Origin of the sequence: Idiomarina fontislapidosi (assembly GCF_003226255.1) — a bacterium.
Lineage (GTDB): Bacteria > Pseudomonadota > Gammaproteobacteria > Enterobacterales > Alteromonadaceae > Idiomarina > Idiomarina fontislapidosi.
The window spans coordinates 22,925-47,524 of sequence record NZ_QJST01000013.1 but is presented as its reverse complement, the minus strand read 5'-3'; the positions used below and the strand labels follow the sequence as shown (position 1 = coordinate 47,524).

At 47.2% G+C, this 24,600-nt stretch carries 20 protein-coding genes; 12 read left to right on the top strand and 8 right to left on the bottom strand.

What is annotated here, in order from left to right:
• The gene (locus DFP83_RS11645; RefSeq protein WP_110575928.1) at window positions 1–1,050 is read right to left on the bottom strand and encodes an isopenicillin N synthase family dioxygenase; all 1,050 of its coding nucleotides are present in this window, start codon (window positions 1,048–1,050) and stop codon (window positions 1–3) included.
• A 164-nt stretch (window positions 1,051–1,214) separates the two neighbouring features.
• Here DFP83_RS11645 and DFP83_RS11640 point away from each other — a divergent pair, with 164 nt between their 5' ends.
• Window positions 1,215–2,861 carry a sensor domain-containing diguanylate cyclase gene (locus DFP83_RS11640; protein WP_110575926.1) on the top strand — a complete coding sequence of 549 codons (1,647 nt, stop codon included), beginning with the start codon at window positions 1,215–1,217 and terminating at the stop codon, window positions 2,859–2,861.
• Here the strand turns inward: DFP83_RS11640 and DFP83_RS11635 are convergent.
• Window positions 2,858–3,667 carry a UDP-2,3-diacylglucosamine diphosphatase gene (locus DFP83_RS11635; protein ID WP_110575924.1) on the bottom strand — a complete coding sequence of 270 codons (810 nt, stop codon included), beginning with the start codon at window positions 3,665–3,667 and terminating at the stop codon, window positions 2,858–2,860. The two genes, DFP83_RS11640 and DFP83_RS11635, sit on opposite strands and share 4 nt — an antisense overlap.
• Before the next feature lie 160 nt (window positions 3,668–3,827).
• Between DFP83_RS11635 and DFP83_RS11630 the strand changes: the two genes are divergently transcribed.
• From DFP83_RS11630 to DFP83_RS11610, 5 genes are all read left to right on the top strand, one after another.
• On the top strand, window positions 3,828–4,544 hold the full coding sequence (locus tag DFP83_RS11630; protein ID WP_110575922.1) for a YebC/PmpR family DNA-binding transcriptional regulator: 717 nt from the start codon (window positions 3,828–3,830) through the stop codon (window positions 4,542–4,544).
• 81 nt (window positions 4,545–4,625) lie between these two features.
• Entirely contained in the window at window positions 4,626–5,324 is a 699-nt protein-coding gene (locus DFP83_RS11625) for an OmpW/AlkL family protein (protein ID WP_110575920.1), read from the top strand.
• Window positions 5,325–5,405: 81 nt separating this feature from the next.
• Window positions 5,406–7,481, top strand: a complete 2,076-nt coding sequence (gene ppk1, locus DFP83_RS11620) for a polyphosphate kinase 1 (protein WP_110575918.1) — start codon at window positions 5,406–5,408, stop codon at window positions 7,479–7,481.
• Window positions 7,465–8,979, top strand: a complete 1,515-nt coding sequence (locus tag DFP83_RS11615; RefSeq protein WP_157981556.1) for a Ppx/GppA phosphatase family protein — start codon at window positions 7,465–7,467, stop codon at window positions 8,977–8,979. Before ppk1 ends, DFP83_RS11615 begins: the two co-directional genes overlap by 17 nt.
• Window positions 8,980–9,119: 140 nt before the next feature.
• A complete protein-coding gene (locus DFP83_RS11610; RefSeq protein WP_110575913.1) occupies window positions 9,120–10,820 on the top strand; it encodes a bacteriohemerythrin in 1,701 nt (566 codons plus the stop codon).
• Between the two features lie 24 nt (window positions 10,821–10,844).
• Here DFP83_RS11610 and DFP83_RS11605 read toward each other — a convergent pair whose 3' ends face one another.
• The 5 genes from DFP83_RS11605 to DFP83_RS11585 form a co-directional block, all read right to left on the bottom strand.
• Window positions 10,845–12,017, bottom strand: a complete 1,173-nt coding sequence (locus DFP83_RS11605) for an acyl-CoA dehydrogenase (protein WP_110575911.1) — start codon at window positions 12,015–12,017, stop codon at window positions 10,845–10,847.
• A gap of 17 nt (window positions 12,018–12,034) precedes the next feature.
• Window positions 12,035–12,724: a helix-turn-helix domain-containing protein gene (locus DFP83_RS11600; RefSeq protein WP_241971638.1), complete on the bottom strand. Its 690-nt coding sequence runs from the start codon at window positions 12,722–12,724 to the stop codon at window positions 12,035–12,037.
• A 161-nt stretch (window positions 12,725–12,885) separates the two neighbouring features.
• Complete coding sequence (hemN, locus tag DFP83_RS11595) at window positions 12,886–14,241, bottom strand: oxygen-independent coproporphyrinogen III oxidase (RefSeq protein ID WP_110575909.1); 1,356 nt, start codon at window positions 14,239–14,241, stop codon at window positions 12,886–12,888.
• Between the two features lie 99 nt (window positions 14,242–14,340).
• Window positions 14,341–14,727: a YbaN family protein gene (locus DFP83_RS11590; protein ID WP_110575907.1), complete on the bottom strand. Its 387-nt coding sequence runs from the start codon at window positions 14,725–14,727 to the stop codon at window positions 14,341–14,343.
• Between the two features lie 65 nt (window positions 14,728–14,792).
• The gene (locus tag DFP83_RS11585; RefSeq protein ID WP_110575984.1) at window positions 14,793–15,275 is read right to left on the bottom strand and encodes a magnetosome magnetite crystal formation protein family; all 483 of its coding nucleotides are present in this window, start codon (window positions 15,273–15,275) and stop codon (window positions 14,793–14,795) included.
• A 90-nt stretch (window positions 15,276–15,365) separates the two neighbouring features.
• Between DFP83_RS11585 and DFP83_RS11580 the strand changes: the two genes are divergently transcribed.
• Genes DFP83_RS11580 through DFP83_RS11555 form a run of 6 tightly spaced genes read left to right on the top strand, consistent with a single transcriptional unit; the run spans window position 15,366 to window position 23,510 of the window.
• The gene (locus tag DFP83_RS11580; protein WP_181416412.1) at window positions 15,366–18,056 is read left to right on the top strand and encodes a M14 family zinc carboxypeptidase; all 2,691 of its coding nucleotides are present in this window, start codon (window positions 15,366–15,368) and stop codon (window positions 18,054–18,056) included.
• A 17-nt stretch (window positions 18,057–18,073) separates the two neighbouring features.
• Window positions 18,074–19,105, top strand: a complete 1,032-nt coding sequence (locus tag DFP83_RS11575; protein ID WP_110575905.1) for a GGDEF domain-containing protein — start codon at window positions 18,074–18,076, stop codon at window positions 19,103–19,105.
• Window positions 19,105–19,758, top strand: coding sequence for a potassium channel family protein (locus DFP83_RS11570; RefSeq protein WP_110575903.1), 654 nt, complete (start codon window positions 19,105–19,107; stop codon window positions 19,756–19,758). Before DFP83_RS11575 ends, DFP83_RS11570 begins: the two co-directional genes overlap by 1 nt.
• 1 nt (window position 19,759) lies before the next feature.
• Window positions 19,760–21,130 (top strand): TrkH family potassium uptake protein, encoded by a 1,371-nt coding sequence (locus tag DFP83_RS11565; RefSeq protein ID WP_110575901.1) that lies wholly within the window; start codon window positions 19,760–19,762, stop codon window positions 21,128–21,130.
• A 28-nt stretch (window positions 21,131–21,158) separates the two neighbouring features.
• Window positions 21,159–23,051, top strand: coding sequence for a methyl-accepting chemotaxis protein (locus DFP83_RS11560; RefSeq protein WP_110575899.1), 1,893 nt, complete (start codon window positions 21,159–21,161; stop codon window positions 23,049–23,051).
• Window positions 23,052–23,072: 21 nt separating this feature from the next.
• Window positions 23,073–23,510, top strand: coding sequence for a DUF4399 domain-containing protein (locus tag DFP83_RS11555; protein ID WP_110575897.1), 438 nt, complete (start codon window positions 23,073–23,075; stop codon window positions 23,508–23,510).
• On the opposite strand, the gene dinB is transcribed toward DFP83_RS11555, so the two are convergent.
• Window positions 23,507–24,568: a DNA polymerase IV gene (dinB, locus tag DFP83_RS11550; RefSeq protein WP_241971640.1), complete on the bottom strand. Its 1,062-nt coding sequence runs from the start codon at window positions 24,566–24,568 to the stop codon at window positions 23,507–23,509. The genes DFP83_RS11555 and dinB overlap by 4 nt on opposite strands.
• Between the last annotated feature and the right edge of the window lie 32 nt (window positions 24,569–24,600).

Below are 24,600 nucleotides of genomic sequence, written 5' to 3'. Positions count from 1 at the left end.
TTAAATGGTGCATTCGTTACAAATATCCGTTATCGGCATTTGTGCAAAACTGTTGGCCAATAATGTACGCGCCGTCTGCTGACAATAATGGCGGCGTGTTACATGTGTGTGTGAACGCAATCGACCTTTAAGTACATTATTACCGACATCGGTCAGTAACGGATTATTCGGATCCGTTGATGGACCCGATGCACGCGCCCTCAGCTCGTCTGGTAATGGCAACACGGGGACGGTTGCTGAAAGCTGGGCGGCCATAAAAAAAGCGATCGAATAACGCTCGACACCTTGCTTTGGACTCTCAACTTTGTGATTAGTTGCCTTTAAAAACCCATTGGATGCCAGTTCTAAAAGTTCACCAATATTGACAACAAAAGCGCCTGGAATAGGTGCAACATCAACCCAATCACCATCACGTTCAACCTTGAGCCCACTTTGTGTATCCTGCATGACGAGCGTAAGGTAGCCTGGATCCTTATGCGCCCCGACGCCTTGTTGCGGGCTTTCTTGGCCTGGGTAGCGAATGAGTTTGGCATGAGTGTAAGGCTGTTCACCGATGGTATGGTCTAACGCATTTGCGTCGACACCGAGTGACATGCACAGCTTTTGCAAAAGATTAACCGTGATACCGCTTAAGCGCTGCTGCAACGAGGTGAGTGCAGGTTTAAGTTGCGGCATGGCCGACGGCCATAAGTTGGGACCTATTAGTTTTTGCCAAGGCTGCGTTAACTTAACTTCGGGTATGGCTTGCTCTTCGTTCATCCAATCAAACTGCTCGCGGGCATCTAACCGCCCAGCCGTCATCTCGCTACCCATTCCGTTGTAACCGCGAAAGTGTGGGGAGCGGATCATATCAACACGCTGCTTTTGCTGAGATGTAAGCTGGAAGAACTCGCGGCTCAGGCGCAGATAGTCCTGTTGGCTATCATAGCTAATACCGTGATCCACCAAATAAAAGAACCCGACATCACTTGCGGCATGGCGAAGCTTGGCGAGACCTTCAGCTGAGTCGAGCGAATCCATTGAGATGATAGGTAAAGTGGCTGCGTTCATAAGCGCCTCCTGATAACTTGATGACGCTCAATATATGACGCACGGTATACTTTATAAACGAACGAATGTTTCTATATTAGATTGAAACGCTATATTCACTGCTATACTCTGCTTTGATGAATATTAAATCAAAAACCCTTAAGCAATAAGGAACATGCGTTCAGATGTATAACTCGTCGTCGTTGCCTGAATCCTTGTACGTGAAAAAATTGTTGTCGATGATCGAGGCGACACAAGCGGGTACTTGGGAATGGAATGTTCAAACGGGCGAGTGCCGGTTTAACGCACGTTGGGCCAATATTATTGGGTATCAACTGGATGAGCTATCGCCGAGTATCGAAAGTTGGGTTCAACACTCGCATCCTGACGATTTAATCCTATCCAACCAACGCCTCGAAGACCATTTTTCGGGGCGTTCGCCTTTCTACGAATGCGAAGCGCGCATGCGCCATAAAGATGGCCACTGGGTATGGGTGCGTGACTCAGGTCGTTGTGAGACTTGGACTGCAGATGGCAAACCTGAATGGGTAATTGGTAGTCATATTGAAATTACTCACTTGGTTGAGTTGCGTCATCGTTTTTCTACCATTGCCGCATTGATCCCGGGCGTTGTGTATGAGTTTCAACAGTTTAGTGACGGACGCACGCGGTTTCCGTTTGCCAGCGCAGGTATTAAAGAAATATACGGGGTGACGCCCGAACAAGTCGTCGATGATGCCTCGGCAATTTTTAAAGCGCTGCACCCTGATGATATTCCGCACATCATGGCAACCATTGCGGACGCAAAAGCGACCATGAGCGACTGGATATGTGAGTATCGGGTCGTTGTAGATGACAAAGAACGGTGGGTGTTCGGTCATGCACGCCCCATATACAAGACCCATGATTCAATGAGTTGGTACGGTATGATTGTTGATATTTCTGAGCGCAAAGCCATGGAGCTTGAGCTAGAAAGACACCGCCGTAACCTCAAGCAAGCACAGACGCTTACCAAGTTGGGTCATTGGGAAGCCAATTTAAAGGATAAATCGATCGAATGGTCAGAGATGATTTACACCATTCTAGGTTGGCAGGAAAAACCTGAGAATGGCGACTTTCATTTTTTTAGAGCCAGTACACACCCCGACGATCTTGAGCGCGTTCTAGCCGCGGAAAATGAGCTAAAGCCAGGACACACGGTTGATATCCAGCATCGGATTAAACACACCGATGGTCACTACCTGTGGGTGCGACAGATAGTAGAGATGGAAGCGAGTGGTGAGTTGGTGTTGGGCACACTCAGAGATATCACCGAAGAGAAAGAACTTGAATTAAAGCTGAAAGAGCAAGCAGAGCGGGATCCGTTAACGGGCGCTTACAATCGTCGTTATTTTACCGAGGCGCTTGAGAATTTAGTGCATCGCAGCGAACGTTATCAAGAACCGTTGGCGTTGGTGACTTTTGATATCGACCACTTCAAACAAATCAATGATACCTTTGGTCACGAAGCGGGTGACCGCGTATTAATCGAACTCGTGCGTACACTCGATGAACTTGTGCGCACCAGCGATATCTTCGCACGCACCGGCGGCGAGGAATTCTCGCTTCTACTCCCGAATCAAAACGTCAAGCAAGCTACCAAAACAGCGGAGCGGTTTCGGGCAGCGTTAGAAAAGTTGGTTATCCGCACCCATCATCAAGCGATTCGAATAACCGCCTCATTTGGTGTGGCAGAGCATTGTAATGGTGGTATGCATAGTGATCTGTTGCGCCAAGCTGATAGCGCACTATACGTTGCCAAAAACCGAGGCCGCAATTGCGTTAATTGTTAAGCAACACGCGGCTTCAGTTGTTTGATACTGGCTTGGCTATTCAGCCAAGAAGGCACATCGAGCAACTCCCATTCACCATTTTCATGTTCAACAACGGCACTACACGAGTCTTGCCAATCACCGGTGTTTAAATAATGAGTGTTATTAAAGTGGCGGTCGGCAGCAACGTGGATGTGACCACAGATGACGCCATCATAACCTTTACGCTCGGCATAGGCGGTCGCGGCAAGCTGATATCGATGGACATACTTGAGTGCTTGCGAGGAGCGTGATTTAACCGCTTTAGCCAAACTCCAGTAAGCGTAACCTTTTTGCGAGCGCCAACGATTAAAAATGCGGTTTATCTTCAACAAGCCCTCGTAGATGTTATCACCGAGCCAGTTAAGTAGACGATGACCTCGCACCTGGTTATCAAATTGATCACCATGAAGCACAATGTACCGATCGCCGTTAAGCGCGTGGTAATCATAAGTGTTGGTCAATTGAATATTCACGATGCCCTTATCAAAAGGGTAGTCGTCGAGTAACTGGCGTAAGCCGCCATCATGATTACCGGTAATATAAACGACTTGCACGCCTTCTTGTGCTTGCTTAAGCAATTTGCGAATCACTTTAATATGGGATTCGTCGAGACCTTGGCCTTTGCTACGAATTGCCCATAAATCGATAATATCGCCAACTAATACTAACTTTTTAAAGCGAATATGCTTTAAAAACTCGAGAAGCAGCTCGCAATGGCTGGTTGATGAACCGAGGTGAATATCCGAAAGAAACAGCGTGTTTACTGATGGCTTATATTTGCTCATGTTCAGCCTCCCGATGATGAACGCTGTAAAAATAGTCGCTAAACATGACAGTGGGTTTAATAGTCGATGACAAATCTGTGAATAAAATAGACCGTTTAGCTCTGGCTGTGTAAAATCTGGTGCGTTTTATGAACTGATTTGTAAGGTAAGAGAGACTATTATGGGCCGCGCCTATCAAAACCGAAAAGAATCCATTGCAAAAACAGCGACCGCAAAAAGCCGAGTATATAGCCGCTTTGGTCGTGAAATTTATGTCTGTGCGAAACAAGGTGGGGCTGATCCCGATGCCAACTTGGCATTACGGAGCTTGATTGATCGAGCTAAAAAAGAACAAGTGCCGTCACACGTTATTGATAAAGCACTCGATAAAGCTCAAGGTGGCGCAGGTGAAGACTTTTCTCCCGCGCGTTATGAGGGATACGGTCCGAGTAACTGTATGGTCATCGTTGAGTGCCTAACCGATAATCCTAATCGTACGTTTGGCGAAGTGCGCAACTGTTTCACTAAAAGCAAATGTAAGATTGGTGAGCAAGGCAGCGTCATGCATTCGTTTGAGCATTGCGCGATCTTTGCGTTCAAGCATGATAATGAAGATGACGTGCTTGAAGCATTAATGGACGCAGATGTGGATGTCGGCGATGTCGAGTTTGATGACGGTGTTGTTACTGTGTTTGCGCCGCACACCGAGTATGCGGCTGCGCGTCAAGCATTGACAGCGGCGTTTGCTGAGATTGACTTTGACACGGACGAAATTCAATTTGTGCCGCACGTGACAACAGCAATTGCCGAAGACGACATGCCGATGTTCGAACGTTTGATGGATATGCTGAATGATTGTGATGACGTGCAAAACATCTATCACAATGCAGAGCTTTAAAAAGCTCTGTTGATGCAGGTCAAGCCTCAATAACCGCATTCTGGTTATGCTTCGTGGGTCATTTAAATGTAGGAGTGACCCATGAAGCGTTTAACTTCCGCCGTTGCATTCGCAACGCTATTTGCCGCATCTTTTGCTCATGCGCAAGATTTTTCAATCAATGTCGGTGCTATCTCAGTTATCCCAGACGACAGCAGTAGCCCTTTAAACACAGTTGAGCAAGTCGCTGGCTTATCGCCCAACTCAACCGGTGTCGCCGTTAACACCAACACTCAGCTGGGCTTGACCTTTGACTACCAGTGGGAAAACGGCTGGGGGCTTGAGTTGGTGGCTGCTACTCCATTCGCCCATGATATTTATGGCTCTGGCGCATTAAGTGGGCTTTCCATTGGTAAAACCAAACACTTGCCACCAACGCTATTTGCTCAATATCACTGGGACACCAGCATCGAAGGACTCAAGCCTTTTATCGGGGTCGGCGTTAACTACACCACGTTCTTTGATGACCAAGCGTCTTCCGAATTAACCCAAACGCTACAAGCATTGGGTGTTGCCGGTAGTGATGACACCGTTGATTTGGCATTGTCCAACTCGTGGGGTGCCGCGGTACAGGCGGGGGTCAACTGGACCATCTCAGACCGATGGGGCGCACAGTTGATGGTAAGCCATATCGACATTGATACCACCGCCTCAGTGAGATTAAACGGCGCTACGATCGAGCAAACAGATGTCGCGATTGACCCGTATGTCGCGATGATTGCATTGCGTTACACATTTTAGTTGTCATTTTATTGTCATACTGTAATCGCTTGGCCGCGTTATCCTATATAGTAGATAGATAAGCGGCTGGGCGTTTTCGGTATGAAGTTCTATTTTAAAGAATTAAGTTGGCTTTCTTTTAACGAGCGTGTGCTTCAAGAAGCAAACGATGAAGAAGTACCTGTTATTGAACGGGTGCGGTTCCTCGGTATCTTTTCATCAAACATGGATGAGTTCTTTCAAGTCCGTGTCGCTGACGTACGTCGTCGAATTTTCTTTGCTCAAAACGATGCGCAACGAAAGGAAAGTGAGCGGCTGCTAAATCTGATTCAACAAAAAGTTGTTCAGTTACAAGAGCAGTTTGAAATGATTCACCGTAAAGTCATTAAAGCTTTGCGGGCGGAGAATATTATTTGGGCCTCGGGCGAGCAGGTTACCGAGGACGAAAAGATAGGCCTTCGTGAATATTTTGATAGTAAGATAAAACCACAAATCGTCCCGATATTAATTAATGACTCCACGGATTTGGTAAAAGTCATTAATGAAGATAAAACCTACCTGCTGGCGCAGCTACAACAAGCTGGACAACGAAAATACGCTGCCGTTCAGATACCGTCTCATGAACTCTCTCGATTCGTGATTTTGCCGAAAAAACGTGATAGTAAACTGCGCAAAGTCTTATTTTTAGATGACGTTGTACTACTTAATTTAGCCAGTTTATTTAAAGGCATTGTACCGTTTCAGTCGATTATCGCGTTTTCGTTTAAAATGACTCGCGATGCAGAATACCGTCCCTCTGATGATATTGAACAAAGCCTGCTAGAACGTATGGAAGAGGGATTAAAGCAACGCGAAAAAGCGGATCCTGTGCGGCTCGTCTACGACCGAGCGATGCCTATTCACATGCTCAATCTGTTGAGTAAAAAGCTGCACCTTAATCAATATGATGCGATGGTGGCAGGTGGGCGATACCGAAATACCAAAGACTTTTTAACCTTTTCGAATTTAGGTGGCAAAAAGCTTGAGCATCCCTCGGTTCCAACGCTCAAACACCCACGTTTTGAGCAAGCAGATAACGTATTCGACGCAATTAAGCGCAATGATATTTTACTGTATTACCCATACCATCGATTTGCTCACTTCACCGAAGTGATTCGACAGTCGTGTTACGACCCCCATGTGATAAAAATTCACATGTGTATTTATCGAGTTGCCCCTAACTCTCGCATCATTCATTCATTGATGGATGCCGTGCAAAACGGTAAAAAAGTTACTGTAATGGTCGAATTGCAGGCACGCTTTGATGAAGAGGCCAATATAGAGTGGGCAAAGGAACTGACCGAGTCGGGTGTTAAGGTTATTTTTGGTCTGCAAGGCCTCAAGGTACACTCCAAACTCCTGCTGATACATCGACAAGAGGAGCAGGCGATTCGTCGCTACGGAGTCATTGGTACCGGTAACTTCCATGAGAAAACAGCGAAACTCTATACTGACTTTAGCTTGTTTACCTGTCATCCAGAAATCTGCTCAGATATTGAGAACGTGTTTAATTATCTTGAGCAACCCTATCGCTTTTATCCTTGGCATCAGTTGTTGGTGGCGCCGAATAATCTACGCACGCGTATTAATGAGCTCATTGAGCGAGAAATTAATCATGCGAAAAATGGTAAGCCGGCTGAAATTTTTCTAAAAGTGAATAACCTCGTCGATAATGCACTCATCGTGCAGCTATATCGCGCGAGTAGGGCAGGTGTTCGGATTCGGTGTATTGTCCGCGGAATGTGCACATTGCGCCCCAATATACCTAAACTAAGTGAAAATATAGAGATCATCAGTATCGTCGATCGCTTTTTAGAGCATGCGCGCGTGTATATCTTTGGTAATGATGGTGATACAAAGGTATTTATTTCGTCGGCTGATTTGATGACGCGAAATGTCGATCATCGGGTTGAGGTTGCATGCCCAATCTACGATCACGCTGCTCAACAAGATATACTGGCTGTTATGGATATGCAGTGGAACGATAATATCAAAGCCAGACGTATTGATGCTGAACAAGTGAATGAGTATGTCACGCCAGTGTCTGAGCGCAGTCAGCTGACGCGTCGAAAGCGGTTGAGGTCACAATTAAAAATACATGAATACTTCAAACGAAGAGTCTATGACTCAAACAAATGATTCAGAGTGGCTAAAGTCCGATAGCCGTGAACATTTAGCTGCGCTTGATTTAGGTTCGAATAGCTTTCACCTGATCATTGGTCGCGTGATTGAAGGGCAAATCCAGCCCATCCATAAGTTCAAACAGCGTGTCTCACTTGCTGAGGGGCTGTTAAGTAAAGGAATCAGTGTCGAGGCGTTCGAACGCGGATTGGATGCTTTATCGCAATTTGCGATGCACCTGAGAGACTTCGCACCAGAACGGGTGCGTGTCGTTGCCACCCACACCTTACGTGAAGCTAATAATCGCAAAGAGTTCATCCAGGCTGCTCGACAGCTCCTGCCCTTTCCAATTGAGGTTATCTCCGGTCGAGAGGAAGCGCGTCTTATCTATCTTGGTGTGGCGCAAGCGGTGCCATTTAGAGGTCCCCGGTTAATTATTGATATTGGCGGTGGCAGTACTGAGTTTGCTGTGGGCAAGGATGAGGTTCCCGAACTGCTATTATCCAAGAGTTTTGGTAGCTTGGTGGTGTCAGAACGCTTTTTTGCTAAAGGCAAAATTACCGAAAAGCGCTTTAATAAAGCGGTTTTAAGCGTCAAACAAGAGCTTGAGCCATTTAGTAAGCAATTGAAGCGCGCGCGGGCGGAGCAAGTATTGGGCACCTCGGGTACCATCAAAGCCCTGGCTAAGTGGATTCATCCTAACACCGAGGGCGACCTCAGCATTGAACTTCAGCAGCTACATCAACTGCGAGACAAGCTGCTCGCATTAAAAGACTTAGCACAGATCGATCCCGCTGAGGTTGAGCCAGCTCGTATACCGTCAATTGTGGGTGGATTAGCTGTACTGATCGCAGTATGTGAAGAACTCAATATCGATCGTTTGAATTCTGTGGATGCCGCATTGCGTGAAGGCGTGCTGTTTGAGCTTGCCGAACAAGCGGTTTTTCATAAGGATATCCGTTATAAAACAATCCAAAGTATGGCGGTGCGTTATCAAGTCGATGATGCGCAAGCTGAGCGGGTATTAGCTTCCGTCGAACGTGTGTTGGAAGGCGTGGGGAAAGCGTGGAAACTCAACACGCCTGATATCAAACTGTTGCTCACAGGCGCGAGTGGTTTACATGAAGTGGGTATGAACATCAGTTCGAGCGGAATTCAAAAACATTCGGGCTATATTCTCTCAAACGCCTATATGCCCGGCTTTAGCTCCGATGAGCAACGTGTCCTTGCCTTACTATGCCGCTATTTTCGTAAGAAAATCAGCGCCGAAGACCTATCCGATTTCGCGCAGTTCGATCATCTGACGGTGGCTAGAATGATAGTGGTGATTCGTTTAGGTGTGCTTTTAAATGCGAGCCGACAAACCCATGATGCACTGCGGTCCGTCAGTCTAAAGGGCTCGACTTTGATGTTAAAGCTACAAGGACCCTTAGCTAACAGCGCCATCTTAGCCGCCGATATTGAACGCGAGAACAAACATCTAAGTGTTCTTGGGTACCAGTTGGTTATTGCCTAAGTTAAATGTCTTCTGTTGGGTCAGATCAAGTCTTTAGTGAAGACTTGATCTTGATCAACTCACTATACCCTGAAATTGGATAACGTGCGTTCATCAAGGTTACCGCTTGGGTAGTCATGTGAGCCAATTTCGGAGGGCTTGTGCACGTACTTATTTCAATCACCAAACCCATTCAACTGTTTTTTAATAATCTACGATTCAGAAATAAATTTATTGTGACGGGAAGTCTATTGTTTTTGCCCGTCATCGTGCTTAGCTTGTTGATGATGTGGGACTCTTACCAGCGCCAACAAGCCGCGCTTAATGGCCACGCGGTTGATATCAGCGACCCTAAGCAAGTGATTCTTTGGAATGCAGTCATGCTTGCTGGCATGGTGTTAGCTCAGCTGTTGATATTTACCGCGATGTATACGGGAATCAAGCGTTCATTAGGCGAAGCTAACCGAATATCGAATGCGTTGGCCAACGGCGATTTGAATAATACCGCACACCTTAAAGGCAGTGACGAACTGGCGCGTTTAACAGAGCGGCTTAACACCATTTCTATCGAAACCAGTTACTCGGTGCATGCGATTCGTACTGCCAGTGACGGCCTGAATCGCTTGGGCACGGCGAATTATGATGCCAATAAAGCATTGGCAGAAAAAACCAAGCAGCAAGCTGACACCATGTACCAGGTGTCATCGGCAGCAGAGCAAATGACCGCTGCTATCAATGAGGTGTCGGAATCAACTCAACGGGCTGCGACCAGCGCGCAAGAAAGCCTCAATGCTGCAAGTAGTGGGCGTGAGCGTGTGCAGCAACTAGCAAAGCACAACGTGACGCTGAGCGAAGATATTCTGCATTCACAATCGGTTATCAAAAGTTTGTCCGAGGACAGCAAAGCCATTGGTACGATTTTAACTACCATTAATGATATCGCTGAACAAACTAACTTACTTGCACTTAATGCCGCTATTGAGGCAGCAAGGGCCGGGGAAACAGGACGTGGATTTGCAGTCGTCGCAGATGAAGTACGCAAGCTCGCTCACCGAGTGCAAACCTCGACAGGTGAAATCCAAAACGTGGTAGAACGTTTGGAGCAGAATACCCAGCAGGCGGTCAGTAGTTTAAATAACAATGCCCAACAGGCTGAGCGTGCCAAACTATCGGCGGAGGAGGCAGAAGCGGCGCTCGATACGATCGTGACCTTTACCCATCAAATTACTGATTTAAATACCCAGGTAGCCTCTGCAACGGAGCAGCAGGCGATGACCACGACGACGATAAAAGAGGCGATTACTACGGCAACTGATGCGGCTAAAGAAGTGGATAGTTACTCACAACACGCGCTGGAAAGTGCCGCACAGTTAACGACGTTGGGTGGCGAAATACAGTCTTTAGGGGATCGTTATTCTGTGGACGCGCAAACCATTGAGTCGCGATTAGCACAACAAGAAAAGCTTATCGAATGGTCACCTCAGTTTGATGTCGGCATTGAAGAAATTAACCGGCAGCATCAGCGGTTGATTTACATTGCCAATGAGCTTTATCGGATACAACAACGTGGTGGCGATCAGCAAGCCGTAGAGCGTTTGCTAAGCTCGTTGATTAACTATACAGCAACCCATTTTAGCTACGAAGAGCTGTTGATGGAGCGGCATGACTACCCCGATTTAGCCGCGCATAAGCACAAGCATCAACAGTTAGTGCAGCAGGTGGTTGAGTTTCGAAACCGTATAGAGCGAGGCGATCAGGTAGTGGGCGAACTACTCGAGTTTGTGAAGCGTTGGTTACTTCAACATATTCAGCATAGTGACAAAGCGTATCAAGCTCACCTTAATGACCGAGGGGTTCATTAACCCCTCAGTATCAGATTGAACAGCTTAAAACGCACTTATGCCAGTTTGGCCACGACCCAGTATGAGCGCATGGACATCGTGGGTGCCTTCGTAGGTATTAACGGATTCGAGGTTCATGACATGGCGTATCACATGATATTCATCGGAGATACCGTTGCCGCCATGCATATCACGCGATTGGCGCGCGATATCGAGTGCCTTACCACAGTTGTTGCGCTTAATAAGCGAAATAGCGGTTGGATTAAGTGCATCTAAATCGAGTTGACGACCTGCTTGTAGCGCAGCCAACAAGCCTAAGCTGATCTCGGTTTGCATATCCGCTAATTTTTTTTGAATCAGTTGGTTGGCGGCAAGCGGGCGACCAAATTGTTCACGGTCAAGGGTATACTGACGGGCCGCGTGCCAGCAAAATTCCGCGGCGCCCATGGCGCCCCAAGCGATACCGTAGCGAGCCTTGTTGAGGCAACTGAAGGGACCCTTGAGTCCGCTTACGTTAGGAAGTAACTGCGCCTCACTGACCTCAACGTCATCCATAACGATCTCACCAGTAATCGACGCACGTAGTGAAAACTTACCCTCAATCTCGGGGGTGGATAAGCCAGGCATATCGCGATCAAGGATAAAGCCAACAATATCATCTTCGAGTTTTGCCCAAACGACAAATACGTCGGCGATGGGGGCGTTGGTAATCCACATCTTTGAACCATTAATTCGGTAGCCGTTTGCCGTTTTAACCGCCTTTGTGCGCATGCTCGCAGGGTCGGATCCCGCGTCAGGCTCCGTCAAACCGAAACTGCCCACCCATTCACCCGTTGCTAATTTCGGTAGATATTTTTCGCGTTGTTGTTCACTGCCGAAGGCGTAAATAGGGTGCATGACAAGCGACGACTGTACGCTCATCGCACTACGATAACCGCTGTCGACGCGCTCGATTTCGCGCGCGATCAAACCATAGCTGACATGGTTAACACCCGCGCCTCCGTAAGTCTCAGGAATCGTTGCCCCGAGTAACCCAAGCTGTCCCAACTCCCGCATGATATCTCGGTCAAATCGCTCTTCACGAAACGCGGATTGGACGCGAGGCATCAGCTTGGCTTGTGCATATTGATGGGCTGTTTTTTGTATTAACAGCTCTTCTTCAGTCAGTTGATGGCGTAAATTCAGTGGATCTGACCAATCGAATGCAGGTTGCGGCATGATACCTCTCTTAAGTTTTAGCTCGCCATCTGTTTGAGTTCAGCTGGCGCTTGGATAAATAAAATCGACTGCTTCGTGTCGATGATATCCTTTTGTTTAAGGGAGGAAAACACGCGGCTCACAGTTTCTACGGCGAGTCCAAGGTAGTTGGCAATGTCAGTACGGGTCATTGGGAGTTTAAACTCGTTGCGCGAGAAACCGTGCTCATAGAGGTGATCGGATAACCCCATAATAAAAGATGCAACACGTTGCTCGGCAGTCGTATTAACGACGTTAAGATAGTGCGTGTTGCGTTGTCCAATACGGTGGCTCAACAATCTGAGTAAATTTTTATCAACCCCTGTAAAGTTTTGTGCGAACAGTCGGTTCAGCTTAATTTCACACAGCATTGAGGTTTCCATTGCCTCACAGTAGGTGACCGCGGCGCCATTAGAAATTGACTCCATACCGATGATATCGCCAGTTAAGTGGAAGCTTGTAATCTGTTGCTTACCATCACTATCAATGGTGTAGCACTTCACAGAACCGCTCTTTACTGCAAATAACGAGTGTAAGGGTTGGTCGGGGCTATAAACCATATCGCGTTTACTGTAGACATGGGGTTCGCGGCTACTTTTATCCAATTTATCGATTTCGCTTGATACCAAGCCCGCAGGTACGCAAATGGATTGCATACTGCACTGATTGCATTGAATTGGATTTCTCATAGCTGACTCGCTTCGACGTTGGTTCATGCGACACATCTGACTTCCCCTTTACACCGGATGGTGTTGATATAGATCAGTATTAATCATGATGCAGAGCGTAGCAAATACACGGACTATAAAACTTGATCTATATCAAGGTGGTTATAAATTGCTCGCGGGTGTCATATTACACGAGAATACCGCGTTTGGTGAATCGTTAAATACGCATCAAAACTACTGGCGATGGTGCGGACGAGTAATTGACCTGGCGATGAAATAACGAGCTGCTCGGGTGTAAGCTTTACTAGATTATCATCTATGAACGGTTGCAGCCTTTCAATCTCGTCTCGAAAATAGTCTGAAAAACGAGCAATGGACCATTGAGCGGAGAAGGCAGTGATGTCGACTCGAAACTCGCAGAGTAATCGCTTGATAAGATCGGCGCGAATTTTGTCGTCGGTGGTTGAGTGATAACCTTTAATAATCGGCAACTGACGAGTGACTAATCTATCATAATAGCCCTTTAAGCCTTTTTCATTTTGCCAGTAGTGCCCGTCAATGTGAGAAATAGAAGAGACACCCAACCCCAGAACAGCCCTTTGCTCTTGTGTTACGTAGCCCTGAAAATTCCGTGTCAACTTGCCTTCGCGCTGCGCTTTTGCCAGTGAGTCTGTTGGTTTAGCAAAGTGGTCCATACCGATGAATTGGTAACCCAGCCCAGTAAGGTGCTCAGTTGCTTGTTTGAATAGGTTTAGCTTTTGTTCTGGTGACGGTAACCAAGATTCTTTTATTTTTCGCTGCGCGGCAAAGCGATCGGGTAAGTGAGCGTAATTAAATAGAGATACACGATCAGGGCTTAAACGCTCGACGAGCGCGAGTGTGTGCGCGAATCGGCGCTCGGTTTGCAGCGGCAAGCCATAGATAAGATCAAAACTAATGGATTCAAAGCCGAGGGAACGAGCATGATTCACCTGATCGGCGACTAAGGCAAATGATTGTGTGCGATGAATCGCTACTTGGACGTCGTTATCAAAATCCTGAATACCAAAGCTGAGGCGATTAAAGCCTAGGGCGCGTAATACACTGAGTTTTTCATTATCGCATTGGCGTGGGTCCACCTCGATACTCAGCTCGGCAATCGCTTGAGTTGAACTGACATCATTAATTAAAGCCATTAGGCGGCGTAATTGCGCCGTGTTTAAGAAGGTTGGCGTCCCCCCACCTAAATGCACACTGGCAATACGTTTTTGTTGCAGCACGTTGCGGTAAAGCTCGAGTTCCGTGCCTAACGCGTCAAGGTACTCATCAGCTTTGTATTGATGCCGCGTGATAATTTTATTGCAGCCACAGTAGTAACAAAGGGATGCGCAAAAGGGTAGGTGAATATAAAGCGAAATAGGTTGTTCATAGTCTGCCACAACGGTTTGGCAGGTCGCTGGGTCGATCTGTTCATGGAAGCTTAACGCGGTTGGATATGAGGTATATCGTGGTCCGTGAATATTGTACTTTTTCAGCCATTTCCAATCCCAATGTTGCATTCTGCACCTCTTATTCGCCTGATACGGCAGCAGTGTAGCAGTTCAACAATGGGGGGTTGGATTTGCCTTTGACTTGCATCAAAGCGAGCTCAAAAACGCTTAGGGTCGCTTTTCTGATTCGTCATACTCATCTAACAATGACAGCCAAATCGCCACAACCAGCAGAATGCCGCCAACAGTGAGTCGCAACCAAAGCGGCAAAGGAATAAACCAAGAAATAATATAGCCACTCGCCATCATAATAATGGCGATAATTTTGTTCCGACGACGAATCTGACGATGGTCGCGCCATGCCCGCAGATCAGGACCGTATTTCGGGTGATTGAGTAACCATGTTTCGAGTTGCGGCCACCCTTTACTCGCCGCCCAAAGCGCGACTATCAAAAAAGGAACAGTCGGCATTACGGGTAAGGCAAGTCCGATAATGCTAAGCATTACAAATAGGATGGCGATGCAACGCCAAATGGTGATGTACATCCACTTCATGCGATACGACTCAATGCTCAAACTGACTTGAGTGTACGTAAAAGAGAAGCGCTACACCAGTTTTGCTAACTCATGAAGCGAATAGAAAGCGGGTACTCTTTTATTTTGCCCTCTTTTGCGTTCTTAGCTCCGAGGATAACGAAAATAATCGACAGCAACCCCAAAATGACAATCGGAATAAAGGTGAGTCCCAATGTAAACACGGCGAGCACCAGTAACACACTGGTATATATCGTAATACTGACGAGCCAATTAAAGATAATTTTACCGTGCGCATCAATATAAGCATCTTCACGCTTCATAATCCACATGAGTATGGGGGCAAACAAGCCAATGATTGGCAGAATGAATGTGGTAAATTGCGAGAGATGCATAAAAAAAGCATAAGTCTTTTCATCATCAGTCAACTTACGCAAATCATCAAATTCAGATTTTGATGATAACTCGCTCTCGTTAGCAAGTTTTTCTCGCTGGCGGTTATACTCATCTTCTGAGATAGCGCCTTCATCCTTTAATTCATTCAGCACACGAAGTTTTTCATAATTCATATGATTATTCCTAAGTTTAATGCGGTCATTAAATATCTATCCAAGTTCCAAAAAAGTCGGTAAGCTTAATGATTAAAAAAGGTACGGAAAATGCTTAAACTTACCCGATTATCTCGTATGAAATGGCAGCCAACCGGCGTGCTCGCGCTTGCTGCTCTAATCTTTACTCCACTCGTTGCAAGCGCTCAAAGTCAATCAGAACAACCGTACACGTACCAAGCCGATGTGCCTAGTGTCGAGCCAGTGCTGGGGTATGAAATCGGTACAAAGATTTCCTCTCCTGACGCAATCTACCATTACTTTTTAGCATTAAGTGAGAGCCAAAGCGAGCGCGTTAAGCTTATAGAGTATGGACGTTCTTGGGAGGGGCGCCCGCTTTTTTTTGTCGCCGTATCGGCGCCTCATAATATTGCTCAGCTTCCTGATTATGGTGCCAACATGCGTGCTTTAGGCGACCCCCGCGAAACGTCAAAGCGCGAAGCTGAACAGTTGATGAGGACGGTTCCAAGCAGCGTGTGGTTATCTTATGGCGTACATGGAAACGAGATTTCATCGCCTGAAGCAGCCATGATGACGCTGTATCATCTGTTAGCAGATACCTCTGAAGATACGAAAAGCTGGCTGGATAATACGGTAGTGTTTATTGATCCGTTGCAAAACCCCGATGGACGGGCCCGTTTTGTAAGCCGTTATTATGCGACGGTCGGTTTGATGCATGATGCTGACCGACGCAGTGCTGAGCATAATGAGCCATGGCCGCAGGGGCGCTCTAATCATTACCTTTTTGATTTAAATCGCGATTGGATTGCGCTTACGCAACCAGAGATCAAGGGTCATGTGGCAGCACTTAGGGATTTTCCACCGTTATTGTTTGTTGATTTGCATGAAATGGGCGGTGACTCAAGCTATTACTTTACGCCCGAAGCACGGCCCTACAACCCTTATATCACTGAGTCGCAGCGCGAGATTCTGCATTGGGTGGGGCGCAATAACGCGGAGTGGTTCGATGGTGCGGGTTATGACTATTATACTCGCGAGATATTTGATGCGTTTTACCCTGGCTATGGTGCCAGCTGGCCATTGTATTCCGGTTCGGTAGCAATGACTTACGAAATGGCATCAGCGCGCGGTCATCAATTTGAGCGTAAGGACGGCTCAACGCTGACCTACCTTGATGGCGTTGAACGGCATTTTACCAGTAGCTTAGCAACCATTGAGACGGCTAGTATTCGACGTGAGGAACTACTTTCTCGTTACCGTGAGTATCGCGTTAGCGCCGTTGAACAAGGGCGTGATAGTGACAAACGCACCGTAATCCTTGCCGACGCAAACAATAAGGCAGGACAACAGCGGCTGGCTTCGCTCATGCAGGAACACGGCATTGAGGTCATGAGTAACTCGAGCGCAGTTGAAGTGTGCGATACACGTTATCCTAAAGGCAGTTATTTCGTTGATCTGGCGCAGCCCAATTATCGGCTTATCCGCGTGTTGCTAGATGAACAAATTGATATGGCGACTGATTTTGTTGAGCAACAAAAACAGCGTAAAGCGAACTTGTTGAATGACCAAATTTACGATGTAACGGGCTGGTCATTACCACTCATGTTTGATGTGGACGTGACTTACTGTGATGACACTGTGACTTTGCCAATCGTTGACGGGACCATTGAGCCGATAGCGCCAGGTCGTGTGATTAACCCAGCAGCCCAGGTTGGCTTTATCGTTCAGGCAGACGATGCGAACGGAAGTCGATTTATTGCTGCCGCTTTACGCGCGGGTTTAGCTGTGAAGCAAAGTGAATTACCTTTTACTCACGAAAAAGCAGGAACTTTCCCCGCCGGAACTCTGATTCTTACGCGAGCAGAGAATAACGATAGCGATCTCGCTAAGACATTAGAACGTTTAGCTTATGATACAGGCGCCGATGTGGTAGGAGTGGACAGTAGTTGGGTGCTTGATGGACCTAACTTTGGCTCGGAAAACGTTCAGTCACTCACTGCACCAAGGATTGCAGTGGCGTGGGACGAGCCGGTGTCTTCACTCAGTGCAGGTCACACGCGCTTTGTGATTGAGCGACAACTGGGGTATCCGGTGACGGCTATTCGCACCACACAGTTGGTAAGCTCAAGCTTGGAAGGCATTGATGTGTTGCTTATGCCGGAGAGTCAGGCAAGTTATACGACGTATTTTTCGGCTTCGAGCCTGAAGAATTTACGTGACTGGGTTGAGCGTGGCGGCGTACTAATCACTCTCGGTAATGCCACAGGCTGGGCGGTTGAGGCTGGTTTACTATCGACTCATATGGAGTATGCGACTCACTCGGGTGTGGCGGATGATGCGAGTGAGACGGTGCTGAAGCCGGCGCAGCAGATCGAATCGGAAGACGCACTTAAGGAACACATTAAGGCGTCTGAAAAAATGCCAGACTATGTGCCTGGCGCGTTGGTCAACGTGAATGTAGATCAGAATCATTGGCTTACTGCGGGCATACAGAGCGAACTCGTTGCTACATTTACGGGTAATCAGGTATTCGCACCACTGAGTATTGATAAAGGGCGTAATCTGGCTTGGTTTGCCGCTGGCGACGAGGTGTTAGCCAGTGGGCTTTTGTGGCCAGAGATTAAGCAACAACTACCGTTTAAGCCACAATTAATGGTTGAACCTTTAGGTGAGGGTATGCTGATTGCTTATACCCAGTCACCGACCTATCGCGCTTACATGGATGGTTGGCTTCCTTTACTGGCGAATAGTTTGTTTTTAGCACCTGCAAAAACGAAATAACGGGGACATCGACTAGCATGGATTTGAGAAAGGTCAGTGATACGCCTAACGACTCAGCTGAAGATGTTGTGAGTCAGTTTACAGGGAAGGTAGCGCACCGAATATATTGGGGTGCGGTACTTGTGACATTGCCGCTGGCTTTTATTCAGGCATTTGAGCATCAGTGGCTGATGCTCGCTTGGCTGTGCGCGTTTATTTGCTACACATCGGTCACAGCGTTACGCGTAAAACGACTCAGTCGGCGCAGAGGGCGTCATCTTATTTTTGTCACCTTGTTGTGCGCAGCAGTTATGTATTCGACATTGGTTAATGGCATACATGGCCTGCTGTGGGCGTATCCTGTTATGGCGTCTATTGCTTTTTTACTCTCTTGGCGGCTGGCTATTATTGTTACTGTGACCTTTGTCACTGTGCTTGCGGTCGTTAGCCTCTATACGATTGAGCCGGATGTTGCCTGGCGTTCGCTAGTGTCCTTGCTAGTTATCATGATATTGACCTTAACACTGGTTCGATTGTTGACACGTATGCAACTGCATTTTACGGAACTCGCGACTACAGATACCTTGACGGGTGTTTACAATCGCAAACAATTGCAGACTGATCTCGAGCAACTGGTCGCACTCAAAGCGCGACACGGGCGTTCAATTTCAGCTGCGCTGTGTGACATTGATTACTTTAAAGATGTAAATGATCGATACGGTCATTTTGATGGTGACCGGCTGCTTATTCAGGCGGCGCAGTTAATCAAGGCGAGTTTTAGAACATCTGATAAGGTATTTAGGGTAGGGGGAGAGGAATTTGTTATTCTAATGCCAGATACCAACCTCGAAGGTGCAACGAAAGCTGCAGAAAAACTACGTGAAGCTTTTGCCGAGAACGATTTTGAACTCAAGCAAGAACCGGTCAATATGACCATTTCCATCGGTGTAAGTGAACTAGGCAGTGATGAGAGTTGGCTCGAGTGGTTAGAGCGTGCTGACAAGTTGCTTTACCACGCAAAAGATATGGGACGAAACCAAGTCCGTAATACAGTGCAGGAGATAGCGTAATGGCACAGTTTGGTGTAGTCGGCTTAGGTCGGTTTGGTGCGAGAACTTCGCTCGAGTTACTGAATTTAGGACACGAGGTCATCGGTGTTGACTCAGATGAGAAACGTGTTGATGCATTGGCGGATCAGCTGACCCATGCTGCGATTGCTGATGTGACGGATGAACAAGCACTGCGTGAGTTAAATTTAGAAAGTTGTGACACTGTACTGGTCGCGATTGGCGAGGACTTGCAGGCAAGCCTTTTGACCGTATTACACCTAAAAAGTATTGGCGTCGAGACCATTTGGGCAAAAGCCACATCAAAAGAGCATCATCAGATACTTTCAAAGCTGGGCGTCTCTCGCATTGTTCACCCCGAAGAAGAAATGGGTATTCGTGTCGCGCAGTCACTGAACTATCCCATGGTCAATGAATATATGTCGCTAGGACATAATTGGTTCTGTGTTGAAATTGCTGTGAGTGAGAACTTAGAGGGTAAAACGATTAACGATATCTTACCCGATGATGTCGATAACTTTCATGTGTTGCTGTTAAAGCGCAGGGATGAAGTCGTTGCAAGCCCAAGTTTTTCAAGTGAGTTGCAAGGCAATGAGACCATGGTTATTGCGGGCAGTTTAAAGGCGCTGAAATCAATGGCTCCAAAGTTGAAATAATATGAAACTGTGGAAGCCGTCCCTCGCATTCTTATACAAAACTTCTGCCCGAACGCAAAGTAAGGCATTTAAAGCAAGTCCGCCTATTGTCTTGGCTTCGGGCTTTGCGGTGCTGATTATATTGGGTACGCTCGCACTTAAGTTACCCTTTGCGACACTCGAACCCATTACTTGGCTTCAAGCCGTGTTCACCGCGACATCTGCGGTAACAGTCACTGGTTTGGTGGTCGCCGATACGGGCGGCGACTTCACCCTATTCGGTATCAGCGTGATAGCGGTCCTTATACAGCTAGGTGGCATTGGTTTTATGACCTTTGCGATTCTCGCAGTGTCGTCACTGGGCGGTAAAATCTCGATTCAACAACGTTTGCTGGCAAAGGAGGCGATGAATCAAACCAGCCTAATGAATATCGTTAAAACCGCCAAGGCAGTGCTTATCCTTGCCGTTATCTGCGAACTGGTCGCAGCATTAGCGCTGACGTTATTGTGGTGGCCCGAAATGCCACTTATCAAAGCCTTCGGACACGGCATATTCTACGCGATATCGGCATTTAACAATGCGGGATTTGGTCTCTCGCCAGACAGCTTGAGCGCCTATGCGAGCAACGTACCCGTTAATTTAATTATTTCGTTTTTGTTCATTATCGGCGGGCTCGGCTTCTCTGTGATCACCAACATGTACGAAGGACGCCGCTGGCGTAACTTTTCTGTTTATACAAAGAGCATTCTTATTACTACGTTGGTGATTAATCTGGTGTCGATGTTTGTTATTTATGGCTTAGAGCATAATAACCCAAGAACACTGGGCGGGCTGTCGGATGTAGGTCAGTGGACAGCGGCATGGTTTCAGGCAGTGACACCACGTACCGCAGGTTTCAATAGCGTTGATATTGGTGCGCTGACGGACGCCAGTGCTGTATATATGTTGCTGCTCATGTTTATCGGTGGTGGTTCGATGAGTACGGCAGGCGGTATTAAACTCGGTACGTTCATCATCTTGATGTTGGCGACTTATACCTTCATCCGTCGCCGCGAACACGTAACGCTAATGGAACGCTCTGTGTCCCAGGATGCTGTTATGAAAGCGCTATCGATCACGATGATTACGATCGCCATGTTATTTATTGGGATATTTGTTCTAATGATTCTCAATAATCTGCCGTTTATAGATATAGCGTTCGAAGTTTTATCAGCTTCGGCAACGGTCGGATTGTCGAGGGGGATTACGGAAGATCTTACGCCTCTCAGTCAATGCATCGTTATGTTGTTAATGTTTGCTGGGCGTGTGGGACCGCTCACTTTGGTTTATTTCTTAACGACGCCTAATAAACGTAGGATACGCTATCCCCAGACCAACATACAGGTTGGCTGACTGTCCGTTGTACTAAGAGATCATAAACATGTTGAAATCATTAAAGTTCACTCAAAAAGTGATTATTGCAGCATCAACAATATTGGTGCTGGTTTTAGGTATTTTCACGGCGACTAACTTTTGGCAAATGTCTGATCAAATTCGCACCGACTTACGTGCTCAAATTAATGCGATGTCGGATTCGGTGTCGAATAATATTTCGCAATGGCTCAATGATCGTATGCGTATCGTGCAAGCAACTGCTGAGTCTTACAATGCGTCTGATAGTACCCCAGAAGCCCTGCGCAAAGTTCAGCAAGCTAAACGTTCGGGCGACTTTAAAAATGTTTATTATGGTCTTACGGATGGTCAATTCATTCTTGATGATACCAGCATCAACTTACCAGACGACTACGATGCGCGCCAGCGCCCTTGGTATCAGTTGGCTATCGAACAGCAGCAGCCGACATATACACAGCCCTACATCGATGTGACCACCAACGAACTGACTATTTCGGCTGTGGTACCTATGAAAGAAAATGGTCGGTTACTCGGGGTTGCGGGTGGCGACATGATGCTTGATACCGTCTCAGCTATCGTGAATAACACCGATTTTATGGGGTTAGGCTTTGCATTTTTGGTTAACGAGGACGGTAAAATCCTAAGTCACCCGGAAACTGACAACGTCGATAAGACGATATCCCAGTACCTTGGCAACGAGGCACGAATCGTAAAACAATTTACAGATTACCCGATTAACGACCGTGAGTTCATGTTGACGTTTCAGCCTGTTGAGGGCATTGATGGTGTGAACTGGTACTTAGCGGTGGCGATCGATACCGAAAAGGCCTATGCGGATGTCTCTTCATTCGCATGGTCGGCGGCGATTTATTTAGTTGTCGGTATTGCAGCCGTGATCCTGCTTCTGAATGCATTACTATCTGTGCTACTCAAGCCGTTACGTCAGCTCAACTACGCGGTTACAGACCTGGCACATGGTGAGGGAGATTTAACCCAGCGCATCAAGGTCAAAAGTGAAGATGAGTTTGGCGTGGTCGCTTCACGCATGAATGAATTTATTGAAAAAATTCAGGCAGCCATTCTTGATGTACGTAAAGCGTCTAAGCAACTCGAAGTGAATGTAACCGAAATGGTTGCTGCAAACAATGAATCAGTTTCCTTGGGCGATGAGCAAGCCTCTCGGACCAGTACCGTTGTTACAGCTATTAATGAATTGGGAGCCAGCTCGAGTGAAATTTCATCGAGTGCCGGTAATGCCTCCGAGCAGGCAACCCGTGCAACGGAAATTTCCGTTTCCGCGCGCGAGGCGCTTAAATTTAATATGCAACAAATTACCGATCTTTCAAAGCGCATGAAGGACTCTGTAGAGGCCATTCATAGCTTAGATGAGAACACCCAAAACATTGGTAAGATTGTTGAAGTGATTATGGGAATTACCGAGCAGACCAACTTGCTGGCGCTGAATGCGGCGATAGAAGCTGCACGTGCCGGCGAGGCGGGCAGAGGCTTTGCGGTTGTTGCAGATGAAGTACGCAGTTTAGCGCAACGTACCTCGCAATCGGCGGGTGAGATTGAAACGATGATTTCCCAAGTGCGAGAAGGGACACGCACAGTGGTAGAAATTATCAATGACAGTCAGGAAACCAGCGAAGCCTGTGTCGCGAGTGCGGATGAGTCGACACGTCATATGACAGAAATTGACGAAGTGATTGCACAAATTGATGATATGAATCATTCTGTTGCTTCTGCGACACAGCAGCAAAGCCAAGTGATTCGTACCCTCGACCGCGACGTGACAGACATCAACGAAATGAATGAACGCAGTCAACACAATTTGAAAAAGACACATCAGGCTTGCCAAGCATTACAGGGTGAGTTTGATCGTTTAGAGTCCTTGGTGAGTAAGTTTAAATTGTCGTAACTCAATTTTAGGAGAAAAATTATGAAGCGCGCATGGTTAATTGGCGCCCTTGCTATGTTCGGTGGCTCAGTCGTGGCTACTGCTCAAGCACAAGAAATGGCCCAGAGTGAAGCTCCACAAGATGCACAAGCCTATATTATTTCACCGCAGGATGGTGAAGTGGTGAGTTCAACTTTTAAAGTGAAGTTTGGCTTGTCAGGCATGGGTGTAGCGCCTGCTGGTGTTGATGTAAAAAATACCGGTCACCACCACCTGCTTGTTGATATGGAATCACTACCACCGATGGATCAGCCGATGGGTGGCGACATTATCCACTTTGGTGGCGGTCAAACTGAGACGACCTTAACATTGGAGCCGGGTGAACACACCTTGCAAATCATTCTGGGTGACAAAAACCACGTACCTCACAACCCTGCGGTCGTGTCTGAGAAAATTACCATCACTGTTAAAGGTGATTAATCCAGCTCCAGCTCGAGCTGAGTTTGTTGGTTGGGATCAGGTAGCATCACACTGATCCCCACCAATCTGACATGTTTACCAGCACCTCTTTGCCAAGCCTCCTCGGCAAGCTGATAGAATAAGCTCGGCGACACAAATGTGTTGGCTTTAGAGACAGTTGTCTGGTTAAAGTCAGAAAATTTAAGTTTTAACGTTTGTGTCTTTATCGTTCTTTCCCGCCAGTGATCGACCTGCAGTCGCTTTTTTAACTGTGGCAGCAGCTGCTGCTGAATGTAATCCTGCACCGTATTGAGTTGCTGTATATCAGCAGGAAGCGTCTGCTCAACGCCTACGCTTTTGCGGATTCGGTCAATGGTCACCGGACGTGGGTCGATGCCCTGGCAACGCTGGTATAGCAACCATCCGGCTTTTTCGCCCAGCACATGTTGTAGCTGCTCAGTGCTCGCTGCTTGAATATGATGACCGTGCGTGAAGCCATAGCGTCCCAGTGTTTGTTGACTTTTCGGACCCACACCGGGAATTCGCTTGAGTGGGAGTGCGGCGAGATACTCAAATACCTGTTCAGGTGGCACCACTTTTTGACCATTCGGTTTATTGTCATCACTGGCGATTTTAGCGACCATTTTTTGATTGGATATGCCGGCTGATCCCGTGATACCGAGCTGGCTGATCTCTTTTCTGATCGCCTCAACGGTCAAGCTTGCACTGCCTTTGAATGCATCATTTTCAGTTAAATCGAGATAAAACTCATCGATCGATGCGGGTTCAACCGATGGCGTATAACGACTGAGGATCTCGCGAACCTGATAAGAAATTGCTTTGTATTCGGCAAAGTTGGGTTTGACGAAAATAAGTTGCGGGCACAGCTGGCGAGCCCGATGTCCAGACATCGCACTATGAATGCCAAAGCGACGGGCCATGTAATTAGCCGTCGCCACTACGCCGCGCTCACCGCCGCCGCCAACTGCAAACGGCTTATTCTTAAGGCTCGGATCGCGCAGTACTTCAACTGCTGCGAAGAAAGCGTCAAGATCCAATAACGCTATTTTGCGAGTCACGTCGTTCAAGTGTTTATCCTTTGAGCTTTTGT

What these genes read in the sequence shown, in the direction of transcription:
- DFP83_RS11600 (WP_241971638.1), bottom strand. Translation starts at nt 12,724, where the DNA reads ATGAGAAATCCAATTCAATGCAATCAGTGCAGTATGCAATCCATTTGC.
- DFP83_RS11560 (WP_110575899.1), top strand. Translation starts at nt 21,159, where the DNA reads ATGTTGAAATCATTAAAGTTCACTCAAAAAGTGATTATTGCAGCATCA.
- DFP83_RS11555 (WP_110575897.1), top strand. Translation starts at nt 23,073, where the DNA reads ATGAAGCGCGCATGGTTAATTGGCGCCCTTGCTATGTTCGGTGGCTCA.
- DFP83_RS11640 (WP_110575926.1), top strand. Translation starts at nt 1,215, where the DNA reads ATGTATAACTCGTCGTCGTTGCCTGAATCCTTGTACGTGAAAAAATTG.
- DFP83_RS11635 (WP_110575924.1), bottom strand. Translation starts at nt 3,667, where the DNA reads ATGAGCAAATATAAGCCATCAGTAAACACGCTGTTTCTTTCGGATATT.
- DFP83_RS11645 (WP_110575928.1), bottom strand. Translation starts at nt 1,050, where the DNA reads ATGAACGCAGCCACTTTACCTATCATCTCAATGGATTCGCTCGACTCA.
- DFP83_RS11625 (WP_110575920.1), top strand. Translation starts at nt 4,626, where the DNA reads ATGAAGCGTTTAACTTCCGCCGTTGCATTCGCAACGCTATTTGCCGCA.
- DFP83_RS11590 (WP_110575907.1), bottom strand. Translation starts at nt 14,727, where the DNA reads ATGAAGTGGATGTACATCACCATTTGGCGTTGCATCGCCATCCTATTT.
- DFP83_RS11605 (WP_110575911.1), bottom strand. Translation starts at nt 12,017, where the DNA reads ATGCCGCAACCTGCATTCGATTGGTCAGATCCACTGAATTTACGCCAT.
- DFP83_RS11565 (WP_110575901.1), top strand. Translation starts at nt 19,760, where the DNA reads ATGAAACTGTGGAAGCCGTCCCTCGCATTCTTATACAAAACTTCTGCC.
- DFP83_RS11580 (WP_181416412.1), top strand. Translation starts at nt 15,366, where the DNA reads ATGCTTAAACTTACCCGATTATCTCGTATGAAATGGCAGCCAACCGGC.
- DFP83_RS11570 (WP_110575903.1), top strand. Translation starts at nt 19,105, where the DNA reads ATGGCACAGTTTGGTGTAGTCGGCTTAGGTCGGTTTGGTGCGAGAACT.
- ppk1 (WP_110575918.1), top strand. Translation starts at nt 5,406, where the DNA reads ATGAAGTTCTATTTTAAAGAATTAAGTTGGCTTTCTTTTAACGAGCGT.
- hemN (WP_110575909.1), bottom strand. Translation starts at nt 14,241, where the DNA reads ATGCAACATTGGGATTGGAAATGGCTGAAAAAGTACAATATTCACGGA.
- DFP83_RS11585 (WP_110575984.1), bottom strand. Translation starts at nt 15,275, where the DNA reads ATGAATTATGAAAAACTTCGTGTGCTGAATGAATTAAAGGATGAAGGC.
- DFP83_RS11575 (WP_110575905.1), top strand. Translation starts at nt 18,074, where the DNA reads ATGGATTTGAGAAAGGTCAGTGATACGCCTAACGACTCAGCTGAAGAT.
- DFP83_RS11615 (WP_157981556.1), top strand. Translation starts at nt 7,465, where the DNA reads ATGACTCAAACAAATGATTCAGAGTGGCTAAAGTCCGATAGCCGTGAA.
- DFP83_RS11630 (WP_110575922.1), top strand. Translation starts at nt 3,828, where the DNA reads ATGGGCCGCGCCTATCAAAACCGAAAAGAATCCATTGCAAAAACAGCG.